Genomic DNA, 12,529 nt, shown 5'->3' with positions numbered 1-12,529 from the left:
CAGGCCTTGGTCACATATAGGGATCAAGGTCTGAAACTGAAGGCTTTTTCCAAGCTGACAAAGAGGGTGTTCGAGTTCCGGTCTTCCCGATCGTTCCGCTGGTTCGTGGAATACTCATAGCCCGATACCAGGCTCCAGTCATCGCCCACGGCCCGGCGATAGCTGAGGCTGGCGCGCAGGGAGGTTGTATCTTCGTCATTATCGGCCAGCACGTTCTCATCGGCAAAGCGGAAGCTGGCGCTCATGCTAGAGATTTCGTTGAGCTCGCGCGAGTAGCTGACAGAGAGCCGGGTCCGGATGGTTTCATTGTCGTCATTGTCGACGGTGGAGGCCTGTGACAGATCGAGGCTGATCCGGCTGACATTGTTGATGTCCAGGTTGAGACCGGCGCTGATCAGGGGCTCAATGGAGAAGCCTTCGACCTTGGCCAGGCCGAAGCCGATGGAGGCGGTGCCGCGGGGCAGGTCGTAGCTGCGGTTGGCGCGGGCATCGACTTCATTGCCGTTGATCGTCTCGCGGCTGGAAATGTCGAAATCATAGGTGCCGTTGGGCCGGTCATGGGAGAGGCCGAAGCGGTAGCCGGGGCCGCTGTTGTCCGTCCGGGTGGTGGATTCGTTATTGAAATAGGAAATCCCGGCAGAGAGGGTGGTGACCGCCGATATGTCGTAGGTGCCGCCCACATCGAAGGAGGTGCGGGTGCGGTCATTGGCGCCGACCCCGTCCTGATCCTGCTCGCGCCAGCGGGCGGTGGCATTGAGGCTGGCCACAGGCGACAGCCGGAACGAACTGCTGGCGGTCAGCCCGTTTGTGGTGCTGTCGCGCAGATCGGGATCGGTGGTGCCGGTAAAACGGGAATCCGAAAAGAAGTGGTTCAGATCGAAGGTGACGGGCCCTTGCCGGTTCAGGCTGAGTGCGCTGCGCAACGAGAAGATTTCCCGCCGGCCATCGTCGGAGATGATGAATTCATTGCTCAGATCGTCGAAAAAGACCGAATCCTCGACATCCCGGCGTACGTAGGAGGCATCAAAGCTCAGCCCGGCATTGCGGGTCTGCAGGTCGTAATTCAGGTTCAGATCGGGGTCTTCAAACTCGGTCTCGGACCGGCTGAAGTTGTAGACAAAGTCGGTCCCGGTATTGAACGACAGGGCCTGGTTCTGGTTTTCCGACAGCAGGCCAAAGCCCAGACGCGTGACGGAGCGGAACCCTTCGTTCTCGTTGTTGCTAAACCCCTGACGCTGAACGTTTTCCAGGCGTTCCGAGATGGTGAAGGAGGCACTGATCCCTTCCTCGGCCCGCAACAGCCCACCGGCCCCCACCAGGGGGAGCGCGACAGGGACGATCACGATCGCCGCGGCCAGCGTCGCCTTACCCGATTGCAATGATTTCCGCCCCACCTGTCTGGTTCCTATTCGAACAGCCTGCGTTCTGGGACCAGAATGACATCCCCGTCCTGCAGGATGATATTCCGGTTGAATTCGGCCCCGTCAGACAGGGCGCGGTAGTTGATGGTGATGATGCTGGGGGTGCCGGTCACCGGATCGGTGCGGCGCAGCTGGATGCGTTTGGTGGCGGCAAAACGGGAAAACCCGCCGCTTTGGGCAATCGCCTGCAGGAAGGTGGTGCCAGCGGCCATCGGGCGCAGGCCGTCGCCGTTCACTTCGCCGATGAAATAGACGTTGATCGCGTCAGGCCCGACCGCGGTCTCGCCCACACGGGGGATGGAGACCGAATTCACCGAGACAAATACCGTCGGGCTGGTGGCGAAATTGGGGGCAATGCCCGCGGCAATGTTCTGTTGCACCTGGGCGGCGGTGCGCCCGCCGGCCTGTACGGTGCCGGCAAAGGGGAAGTTGACCGTGCCATCGGGCAAAACCAGCAAGGAGCGGTTCAGCGAGGTGTCTTCAAGCACTTCAATGGCGAGCGTGTCCCCGGGCTGAATACGATAGACGTTTTGCGCGCTGGCGGATGTTGCTGCCAGCATCAGGCCCCACAGGGCGAAGATAAGATATTTCATACCGTGCCTCGGTTATTTTGGCGCATGACCAAACGTCATGCCTGCTTGGCCGCATTATTGCGTCAATTTTCCCGCCGCGCAAAGCCCAAGCAAGGCAGTTGGCGGCAAGCTGTTGCGCGGTTGTGCTTCTAAGGTCACTCAAAAGGGGCAGGCGGGCGGTAAAGCGCCGGCCAGGCCGGGTCCTGGTGCGGAATGTCCTGCATTTCTGACCCCCTGGCAGCAATGCGCGGACTTAGCTGTCGTTCAATTCGCTACTTCAAAGTCGGCTTTCGAAAACGCGCCTCGCATCTGAGGATGCGAAGGCCAAAACCCTTAAGCACTCTCTGACACAGCTTTGGGCCCCATGAGCCGTTCAAGTCGATCCGAAACATCATCTTCTTTTGATTGCGCCATCTTGGTGCGCCCAAGCATCAAACCTGTGCAGATGAAATACCAACGAAAGAACCATGGGGCGATGATTGCCAAAGCTCCTATTCCTAGAACCATGTTTACAATTGCCCCCAAAACCCCCGCTTTCTCTAGCAGGACGACGGACAAGATGCCAAACGGGATCATTGGCAAGAAGAGCCAAACCCATAGAGTTCCGAATGCGAATAGGGCGAATAAAGGTACTCTTCGAGCCGCCTTAAGCGTCCAGGCTTCATGCCGAGTAAACTGCAGTTTTATCCAATGGAAGAACCTCTCAAAATGAGATGCTTTATGATTTTCAGGTACGCTCAATTCCATCACCCAAACACGGCCGCTTTGTAAAGACACTGAGATAGCAGACATTTGTCCCAAGTGCAGCATCGGTAGCTCTGGGCTCTTTCGAGACCCTTGGCGGCATCTGGATTTGGAATAGCACGGGTCAAACACCTGACGCGCAGGGGAGCATCCGAGCTTTCATGCTCGGAGTGTTTCGCGGCCCTGCCTGTTGGTTGGCCGCGAACATAGTCGAAATGCCTTAATTGTCGCTGGAGGCCTCCAGCTCGGCAATTTTTGCGCGGATTTCATCGACAAGCTCGGCAGAGCCCAGCGGTCCCACCCGTTCGATGGCCTTGCGCATCTGCGCCAGCGCTTCGTCCTTGCGGCCCAGCTCCTTGTAGACCCGGCCGAGGTGGTATTGCACGGTGGCATCCTCGGGCAGACCGGCCGCGGCGGGTTCCAGATACTCCAGCGCGCCTTCGGTGTCGCCATTGCGGAACAGGATCCAGCCATAGGTGTCCATCAGCGCCGGCACTTCGGTGCCCTGCAGACGCCGCGCAATCAGCGTGGCGCGCTCCAGGCTTTCGGGGTCGGAGCGGAAGGTGGCCAGCAGGCTGGCGAGGTTATTAGCGACAATCACCGAGGCTGAGTTCTGCTCATAAAGCTGCGAATAGATCTCGATGGCGCCGTCGATGTCGCTCTGCTCCTGCAGATAGGACGCCTTGGCCCAGAGCAGGTTGCCCGACTGTGGGTTGGCGGCGATGCCGTCATTCAGCGTTTTCAGCACATCGTCACTGGCATCATCGATCATCTGCATCTTGGCCAGCTGCAGCCAGGCCAGATCGGCTCCCGGGGCTGCGGCCACCACGGCGGCCATGGTTTCCTTGGCGCCGCTGATGTCGCCGGTGGCGGCTTCGGTCAGGCCGAGGAAATAGGCGTAGGACAGATTGTCAGGGTTGTTGGCCACAAGCTCCTGCGCCAGATCGCGCGCGGCTTCGGGCTCGTTGTTCTGCAGCCGGGCCTGGATCAGCGCGATATCGGCGCCGCCGACCTGCTCTGGCGACGCAGCCAGCGCTTCGAGATAGGACATCACCGCATCAGCCCCGTCTTCGCGGCCCAGCAGGGCCACTTCGAGCCGTCTGGCCTGTGCCATCGCTTCGGGTGTCGCGATGTCTTCCAGCGCGTCGATCACCTGCCGCAGACGACCGCTATCCTTTTGTTCCAGATAGATATTTCCCAAAAGGGTCAGGACTTCGGTATTGGCTGACTGCAGGCGCAGCGAATCCAGCAGGGTGGCTTCTGCTGCTGTCAGCCGGTCTTCGGCGGCCAGGGCGGTGGCATAGCGCAGCGCCTCTTCGGGGGCATTGCCGGAGGCGTCATTGGCCAGCGACAAAAAGTCGAGCATCAGGGCCTTGTCGCCGGTGCGCTGATAGGCCTCTGCCATGATGGTCATGGCCTCCGAGTCCTCGGGGCTTTCAGCCAGGGCGGCGCGCATGGCGTTGATGGCACCTTCGGTGTCGTCATCCTCGACCATCCAGCGGGCCTGCATTTTCAGCGCGCCGACAACAGAGGGGTTATCGGTCAGGATCTGTTCGACCAGCCGCCGGGCGCCCACCTCATTGCCATTGGTGGCCAGCATGGTGGCCAGGGTCACCTTGATGGTGTCCATCTGTTCGGTGTCGGCATCTTCGGGGGCGTTGTCGACAATCCTCTGCATCTCGGCCAGGGCTACGTCGCGTTGCCCGTTGTCGAATTTCAGCGAGGCGTTGAGCGCGCGCAGATCCAGCGCATCGGGGTTGGCGGCCACGGCATTTTCCAGCTCGGTGGCGGCCTCGGCGCGTTTGTCGGTGGCCAGCAGGAACTGGATCAGGGTGACAAAGCTGCTGGTGTCGCCCGCGGGGGCGGCGGCGGCCTGGTCGCGCAGGAAGCTTTCGGCCTCATCACCCTTGTCGCGGCTGATCAGGAAGCGCAGCAGGTTGGACTGGTGCCGGTCTTCATCGGGGAAAGTCGCCACCATGCGGCGCAATTCGTCCTCGACCGCATCCTCATCGTTCAATGTGCCCAGGAGCCTGATCTTGGCGAAATAGAGGTCCACATCTTCCGGCGTGGCCTGAATGGATTTCTCGATCTGCGCCAGGGCCGCGTCATAGCGTTCGCTGACGGTGTAGCCGTCGATCAGGATCTGCCGCAGGATTTCATTGTCTGGGAACTCCGCCTCCAGCGCCTCGGCTTCGGCCAGCAGGCTCTGGCGCGCGGCCCGGTCTTCGGCCAGGGCCGCGTCGCGGTAGCGCGAGGCCAGATCCAGCAGCCGCACATTGGCGTCGTCGGAGGCCAGTCGGATCGCCTCACCGGTGTGGCGCTCAAACGCGTCCCAGTTCTTGATCATGAAGGCCATCTCACCCAGCTTGACCTGAGCTTCGAGGTTGTTGGGGTCCTGTTCCGCCACCCGCAGGTAGTTCCGGAACGCCGGCCGCAGGCTGCCGTCCTCATAGTTCAGACGGGCCAGTTCGAGCCGTGCATCGATGTGGGTTGCTTCTTGTTGAAGGGCATTGCGGAATTCGATCCGAGCGCGGGCTTCATCGCCTTCGGCCATCAGTTCGAGGCCACGCTGGTAGTGCCCTTCGGCACGTTCCGCATCCGATTCGCAGGCGATCAGCGCCATGCAGAGGGTCATAGAAAGGGTAAATTTCTTGAGCAACACGGGGTGGATACCTTCATTTTACAATAAACTGAGCCTGTCTAGCAGGCAAAAGGCCTCTGGTGCCAGTATTCATAACATGATCGTTAACAAACACTGAGGCCATTTTATGGAATTTACGACAGGGGGCTGACGCGGAAAAGAGCGTGGCAATTGCCACACTCTTCCCAGGAAATTATCAGCCGTATTCTGGCTTAGTAGCCGGTGCCGCGCAGCACGACGACAACCGTCTGCAACAGCACCTTGATGTCATTTTTCAGCGACATGGTGCGTTCATAGACAGCGTCGTATTTCGCCCGGTCACAGAAATGGCAGGCGTTGCGGTCCGAGATCTGCCACAGGCCGGTGATCCCGGGGCGCAGACGGTAATAGCTCTGACCCGGGTAGAGCGATTGCTGGGACAGCATCATCGGGCGCGGGCCGACCAGCGACATCGAGCCCATGAGCACGTTGATCAGCTGCGGCAGCTCATCCAGCGACGTCTTGCGCAGGAAGCGTCCGATCCAGGTGACCCGGATATCATTCTTGAGCTTCTGCGTGGCATCCCATTCCGCCTTCAGCGCGGGATCCTTGCTCAGGTGGTTCTGCAACAGCGCATCGGCATTATGCACCATGGTGCGCATCTTGATGATGCGGAAAGCCTTGCCGTTCCGGCCAACGCGTAATTGCGTATAGAACGGGGCGCGCCCGTCCAGAGACACGAGCAGGGCCATCAGTGCGATCACGGGGACAACGACCACGGCGCTCAGCGCGACGAGGGTGACATCCACAAGACGCTTGAGGCCGCTGTCATAAGACAGGGGGGGCCGGGGCGTGGTCGTAATCTGTGGATAAGCAGCGGTTGTGGACCCCAACTTCATCTTCAACTGGGTGTCCGAGGTATCAAATGGCATCAAAAACTCCGATATATTGTCGGTACTTGGTTACACACGCGTGAAGCTCTGCAGCTTCGGGAATAGTCGTCGTTGGGCTCCTCAATACCTGAACCCTGTGTCACTTTAACGAAAATTTAGTAAAATGCTAGGCATCCCGCCGCTCACTGCTGCCGGAATAGGCGGAATTTGCACTTTTGACGTGCAGTCGCTGCATTGCGTGGCAAAAAAATATGACAGCTTGCAATCAAGGCGTGTATTTCGAATCAACAATACGGGTTTTTTTCGGGGCATTGTCTGGCGAATTTGGGCATTTCGCTCGAATCAACGCCGTTTGGGGCGGCCCTGCCCGATGAGAGGCAGCGACGAGGTGTATTCCCTATTGATGCCTCAATTCCTATATAGTCTGTTGTAAGCGCATCGATTTCGAGACAGACTCTGATCGTTGACGTAAGGGTTTTGTGCCGATACCGCTCGCGGTGTGTGGTTGTGTGTTGAAAAGTGGGATGTTTGAATGGCACGGGTGCAGGAAACCAACGCGCGGGTTGTCGGCGGACAGAACGAGAGCAGATTCTGAGATGACGGCAGCACTTTATACGTCTTTCTTTGGATTTTCGGAGCGGCCTTTCACGCTGCTGCCCGATCCTGATTTCCTGTTCTGGTCCGACAGTCACAAGCGCGCCTATTCCGTGCTGGAATACGGGATTGCGACACGGGCGCCGCTGACCCTGGTGACCGGCGAGATCGGCGCGGGCAAGACTACCCTGATCCAGCAGCTGCTGAGCGTGCTCGATGAAGACGTCACCATCGGGCTGATTTCCAATGCCCAGGGGGGCCGGGGTGAACTGCTGCGCTGGGTGCTTTACGCGTTGGGGATCGATGCGGGCGCGCAGGACGATTACATCACGCTCTTCAAGCGGTTCCAGGATTTCGTCATCGATGAATACAGCGATGGCCGCCATGTGGTGCTGGTCATCGACGAGGCGCAGAACCTCAGCATCGAGGCGCTCGAAGAGCTGCGCATGCTGACCAATATCAATTCCAACAAAGATGAGCTGTTGCAGCTTATTCTGGTGGGGCAGCCGGAACTGCGTGATATCGTGGCCAGCCCCTCGCTGATGCAGTTCGCCCAGCGGGTGACGGCGACCTATCACCTGAAACCGCTGAGCCTGCCGCAGACCAAGGAATACATCCGGCACCGCCTGATCCATGTGGGCGGCACCGGCACCGAGTTTTCGATCTATGCGATCAAGTGCATTTACGAGGAAAGCGGTGGCGTGCCCCGTCTGATCAACAAGCTGTGTGACCTGGCGCTGGTCTATGCGGCCAGCAGCGAAGACAGTGTTGTGGGGATCAATGTGATGCGGGAGCTGGTGGCGGATGGGCTGTTCATCAAGACCAGAGAGCATGACCATGGTGTCTACGTTCTGGAAAACCGTATCGACGAACCATTGAGCAAGGTGGCGGAATGATCCCGGATCTGAGATTTTATTTGCGGCTGTTGTCGCGCCGGTTCCCGGCGATGGCCTTTCTGATCGTGCTGGCCAGCTGTGTGGGGCTGGTGATGGCGCTGCGGCTGCCGACGACCTATTCGACCAGTGCGACGTTGCTGGTGGAATCCGCGCAGATCCCCGACGAGATGATCCGCTCGACCATCAATGTCGAGGCCGCCGAGCAGCTGGAGGTCATTCAGCGCCGGCTGATGACCCGCGCCAACCTGATCCAGGTGGCGCGCGACAACAATGTCTTTCCCAACCAGCGCCGCATGAACCCCGATGACGTGGTGTCCGAGATGCGCCGCAAGACCAAGGTGCGCCGCGCCAGTGGCCGCAACCGCGCCACGGTCATGACCATCAGTTTCGAGGGCCGCAGCCCGCAGGTCGTGGCCGCGGTGGTCAGCCAATATGTCACCATCGTGCTGGCCGCCAACAGCGATTTCCGGGAAGAGCGGACCGCCGGGACGCTGGATTTCTTCGAACAGGAAGTGGCCGCCCTGTCGGCCAGCCTGGATGAGCAGAGCGCCAAGATCGTGGCCTTCAAGAATGAGAACGTCGATGCGCTGCCGGAAAATCTGGAATTCCGGATGGGGCGGCGCGCGACCCTGCAGGACCGGATTTCCCGGATCCGGCGTGACATCGAAGCGATCGAGGCGCAAAAAATCAATATTCAGCGGGTTTACGAAAACACCGGGACGCTGACCGACAGCCGCCGCGTGAAACTGTCGCCGGAGGCGGCGCGGCTCAAACGGCTGCAGGGGGAATTGCGGGTGGCGCTGAGCGTCTATTCGGAAACCAACCCGAAGGTGAAGATCCTGCGCAATCAGATCGAGACCCTCACCGCCCAGATGCGCGCAGCCGGGGAGGCCATCGCCGAAGAGGGCGGTAGCCCGCTGGACGCGGTTCTGGAGGAGATGGACGGTGAAATTGCCGAGCTGGAGCTGCAGATCGAGGAAGCCAAGGCCGAGTTGGAAGAGTTGGCCGATGGGATTGCGCGCACCCCGGCGAACCGGATTTTGCTGGAGGCGATGGAGCGCGAACGCCGCAGCCTGCAGGGGCTTTATGGCGGTGCCGCTCAGCGGTTGTCGCAGGCGCGTCTGGGTGAGCGGGTAGAGGTTTCTGCCCGCGGCGAACGCATCACCGTGCTGGAGCCTGCCACCGTGCCCAATACCCCGTCGGGGCCGAACCGCGCGGCGATCATGTCATCGGGCGTGGCCGCGGGCATGGGGCTGGCGGGGGGGCTGTTCGTGCTGCTGGAACTGCTCAACCTGTCGATCCGCCGCCCCACCGACATCACCAAGGTGCTTGGCATCACGCCGCTGGCCACCCTGCCGCGGTTTGAATCGCAAGCCGACCGCCGCCGCCGCCGGACCCTGCAGCTGCTGACCCTGGCGGCGGTAATTGTGGCCGTGCCAACCTCGCTGTGGCTGGTGGATACCTATTACATGCCCCTTGATGTGCTCTTCGAGAAAGTCAGAGAACGTCTCTTCTGATGTGATGAAACCCCTGCGGATCCTTTTGGACAGCCGTTCTTGTGACATAAGCCAGGAGACTGGAATCGATGGAAAAACTGCAAAAAGCGCTTAGCAAGGCCCGCCGCGACCGGGGCGGTGCCTCTGCCGGCACCCCGCGCCGCCGCACGCCAAAGACCCTGTCGCCTGCGGCCCCGGCGCTGATCCGGCCGTTCCCGCCGGTCTGGGACGATCTGCAGCCGATCGAGCCCAATCCCGACACCCTGACCGCGCATCGGGTGATCACCCTCAATGCGCAGGCCGAGGCCAATCCTTTCGACATTCTGCGCACCAAGATTTTCCTGTTGATGCGGCAGAACGGCTGGACGCGCCTGGGGATCACCTCACCGGACAAAGGCTGTGGCAAGACCACGATCAGCTGTAACCTGGCGGTGGGTTTCAGCCGCCAGCAGGAAGTGCGCTCCATGCTCTTTGATCTGGATTTCAGACGCCCCGGGATCGCGTCGATCTTTGAACACCGTCCCGAGCATGATGTGCGCGCGCTGCTCACCGGAGAGGTCAGCGCCGCGGAGCAGATGGTCCGGTTGCGCACCAATGTGGCGATTTCCATGTCCAAGAACCCGGTGAGCGACCCGACACAGATCCTGCTGTCGCAGAAGGCGGTCTCGGTGATGGATGACATTCAGAAAGAATTCGAGCCGGACATCATGATCTATGATCTGCCGCCGATGCTGGTGACGGATGATGCGCGGGCGGTGCTGAAAAACGTGGATTGCGCGCTGATCATTTCGCGCGCCGAGCACACCAAGGTGTCGCAGTTGGATGTCTGCGAACGCGAAGTGGCCGAACATACCAACGTGCTGGGAGTGGTGCTGAACAGCTGTCGCCATCTGGAGTCTACCGAAGAATATTATGGGGATTACGCCTGAGGTCTCTGGCAATTTTCCCCATCGCGCGCCAATAAAGTGGCCATGACAGATTCACCCGCCCGCAAAGTACTCGTGACCGGCTCTGCCGGTTTCATCGGATTCCACCTCAGTACGCTGCTGCTGGAGCAGGGCTTCAGGGTGCATGGCTTTGACGGCATGACCGATTACTATGATGTGCGCCTGAAAGAGCGGCGCCATCAGATGCTGCTGCAGAACGAGGCCTTCAGCGCCACCACCGCCATGCTGGAAGAGGCCGATGTCTTTGCCGCGATGGCGGCGGAGTTCGAGCCGGATGTGATCGTGCATCTGGCCGGTCAGGCGGGGGTGCGGTATTCCCTGGAAAACCCGCGCGCCTATATCGACAGCAACGTGGTGGGCACCTTCAACGTGATGGAGGCGGCGCGCACCCATCAGGTCAAACATCTGCTGATGGCCTCGACCTCCTCGGTCTACGGCGCCAATGAAGAGATGCCCTTTGCCGAGACCGACAAGGCCGACACGCCGATGACGATCTATGCGGCCACGAAAAAGGCCAATGAGGCGATGGGCCATTCCTATGCCCATCTTTACGATCTGCCCACCACCATGTTCCGCTTCTTCACGGTCTACGGGCCCTGGGGCCGGCCCGATATGGCGCTTTTCAAATTCACCGATGCGATCCTCAAGGACCGGCCCATCGACATCTACAACAACGGCGAGATGTTTCGCGATTTCACCTATGTCACCGATCTGGTGCGGGGCATCCGGTTGCTGATCGATGCGGTGCCGGCGCTGCCCGGGGCGGAGGCTGTGGCGGTGCCCGGCGACAACCTCAGCCCGGTGGCGCCTTTCCGGGTGGTGAACATCGGCAATTCCGACAAGGTGCGGCTGCTGGATTTCGTGGATGAGATCGAGCGCTGCCTGGGGCGCGAGGCCATCCGCAATTACATGCCGATGCAGATGGGCGATGTGCCCGCCACCTGGGCCAATGCCGATTTGCTGAAAAACCTCACAGGCTACAAGCCGCAGACGGATTTCCGCGACGGGATCGCGCAATTCGTGGCGTGGTTCCGCGACTATTACGACACCTGAAAAGGGCAGGGGCCATGCTGAAAGTTGAGGACGCGAAGATCGGCGTGATCGGTCTGGGCTATGTGGGGCTGCCGCTGGCGGTGGCCTTCGGGGCCCGCCACCCGGTGGTGGGGTTCGACATCAGTGCCGATCGGATTGCGGCCCTGAAGCGGGGCAAAGACACCACGTTAGAGACGGATCCGGCGGAACTGGCGGCGGCGGCGCATTTGTCCTTTACCTCGGATCTGGCGGATCTGGCCGCGTGCAATGTCTATATCGTGACCGTGCCGACACCGGTGGATGGGGTGAAACGCCCCGACCTCGGCCCGCTCATCGCCGCTTCGGAAACCGTGGGGCAGGTCATCGGGGCAGGGGATGTGGTGATCTATGAAAGCACCGTCTATCCCGGCGCCACGGAGGACGACTGCATTCCCATTGTCGAACGGCTGTCGGGCCTGACGGTCAACAGGGATTTCTTTGCCGGCTATTCGCCCGAACGCATCAACCCCGGGGATCGCGCCCACCGGCTGGCCGATATTCGCAAGGTCACTGCCGGCTCTACCCCGGCGGCGGCGGCTTTCATCGATGCGCTTTACGGGCGCATCATCACGGCAGGCACCCATCTGGCCCCTACGATCAAGGTGGCCGAGGCCGCCAAGGTCATCGAGAACACCCAGCGGGATGTGAACATCGCGCTGATCAACGAGTTGGCGATGATTTTCGAACGCATGGGCCTCGATACGCTGGATGTGCTGGAAGCGGCGGGCACCAAGTGGAATTTCCAGCCCTTCCGCCCCGGTCTGGTGGGCGGGCACTGCATTGGCGTCGATCCCTATTACCTGACGCATAAGGCGCAGATGCTGGGCTATGACCCGCAGATGGTGCTGGCCGGGCGCCGCATCAACGACGGCATGGGCGCGTGGATGGCGAGGCTGCTGATCCGCGCGATGATCGACCGCGATCTGAAGATCAAGGGCGCGCGGGTGCTGGTGCTGGGGCTGGCCTTCAAGGAGGACGTGCCCGATCTGCGCAACACCCGTGTGGTGGATATCGTGACGGAACTGGCGGATTTCGGTGTGGATGTCGATGTGCATGACCCGATGGTGGACCCGGGTGAGGCGCGCGCGCAGCTCGGGCTAGAGGTGGTTGAGCCGCAGGAAGGCGCCTATGACGCGGTGGTGCTGGCCGTGCCCCATGCGACGCTCCGGTCAGGGGGGGTGGCGGCGCTGCTGCCGTTGATGGCGGGGCAGCCGTTGATTTTGGATGTTAAAGGTGTGTTGCCGCGCGACCCGGATATCCTGCGGGTCTGACCTT

General features: G+C 60.6%; 10 protein-coding genes. 5 read left to right on the top strand and 5 right to left on the bottom strand.

Going from position 1 to position 12,529, the window contains the following annotated elements; genetic code table 11:
- Positions 1-23: 23 nt before the first annotated feature.
- The 5 genes from Q1A63_RS23795 to Q1A63_RS23775 all read right to left on the bottom strand — a co-directional run bounded on the left by Q1A63_RS23795 (position 24) and on the right by Q1A63_RS23775 (position 6,289).
- Positions 24-1,394 (bottom strand): hypothetical protein, encoded by a 1,371-nt coding sequence (locus Q1A63_RS23795; protein WP_298976265.1) that lies wholly within the window; start codon positions 1,392-1,394, stop codon positions 24-26.
- A gap of 11 nt (positions 1,395-1,405) precedes the next feature.
- Positions 1,406-2,014: a polysaccharide biosynthesis/export family protein gene (locus Q1A63_RS23790; protein WP_298976267.1), complete on the bottom strand. Its 609-nt coding sequence runs from the start codon at positions 2,012-2,014 to the stop codon at positions 1,406-1,408.
- Positions 2,015-2,326: 312 nt separating this feature from the next.
- Positions 2,327-2,740, bottom strand: a complete 414-nt coding sequence (locus Q1A63_RS23785) for a hypothetical protein (RefSeq protein ID WP_299632628.1) — start codon at positions 2,738-2,740, stop codon at positions 2,327-2,329.
- Between the two features lie 217 nt (positions 2,741-2,957).
- Complete coding sequence (locus tag Q1A63_RS23780; protein ID WP_298976270.1) at positions 2,958-5,360, bottom strand: tetratricopeptide repeat protein; 2,403 nt, start codon at positions 5,358-5,360, stop codon at positions 2,958-2,960.
- A gap of 230 nt (positions 5,361-5,590) precedes the next feature.
- Positions 5,591-6,289, bottom strand: coding sequence for a sugar transferase (locus tag Q1A63_RS23775; RefSeq protein ID WP_298976272.1), 699 nt, complete (start codon positions 6,287-6,289; stop codon positions 5,591-5,593).
- Between the two features lie 557 nt (positions 6,290-6,846).
- Between Q1A63_RS23775 and Q1A63_RS23770 the strand changes: the two genes are divergently transcribed.
- From Q1A63_RS23770 to Q1A63_RS23750, 5 genes are all read left to right on the top strand, one after another.
- Positions 6,847-7,740, top strand: coding sequence for an AAA family ATPase (locus Q1A63_RS23770; RefSeq protein WP_298976273.1), 894 nt, complete (start codon positions 6,847-6,849; stop codon positions 7,738-7,740).
- The gene (locus Q1A63_RS23765) at positions 7,737-9,257 is read left to right on the top strand and encodes a lipopolysaccharide biosynthesis (protein ID WP_298976275.1); all 1,521 of its coding nucleotides are present in this window, start codon (positions 7,737-7,739) and stop codon (positions 9,255-9,257) included. Before Q1A63_RS23770 ends, Q1A63_RS23765 begins: the two co-directional genes overlap by 4 nt.
- Positions 9,258-9,325: 68 nt before the next feature.
- A complete protein-coding gene (locus Q1A63_RS23760; RefSeq protein WP_299410291.1) occupies positions 9,326-10,165 on the top strand; it encodes a CpsD/CapB family tyrosine-protein kinase in 840 nt (279 codons plus the stop codon).
- 42 nt (positions 10,166-10,207) lie between these two features.
- The gene (locus tag Q1A63_RS23755) at positions 10,208-11,236 is read left to right on the top strand and encodes an NAD-dependent epimerase/dehydratase family protein (protein ID WP_298976279.1); all 1,029 of its coding nucleotides are present in this window, start codon (positions 10,208-10,210) and stop codon (positions 11,234-11,236) included.
- 14 nt (positions 11,237-11,250) lie between these two features.
- Complete coding sequence (locus tag Q1A63_RS23750) at positions 11,251-12,525, top strand: nucleotide sugar dehydrogenase (RefSeq protein ID WP_298976280.1); 1,275 nt, start codon at positions 11,251-11,253, stop codon at positions 12,523-12,525.
- Positions 12,526-12,529: the final 4 nt, after the last annotated feature.

Source organism: uncultured Roseobacter sp. (assembly GCF_947499265.1).
Lineage (GTDB): Bacteria > Pseudomonadota > Alphaproteobacteria > Rhodobacterales > Rhodobacteraceae > Roseobacter.
Note: the sequence above shows the minus strand (reverse complement) of the source record. Positions and strands in the feature narration are given on the sequence as shown.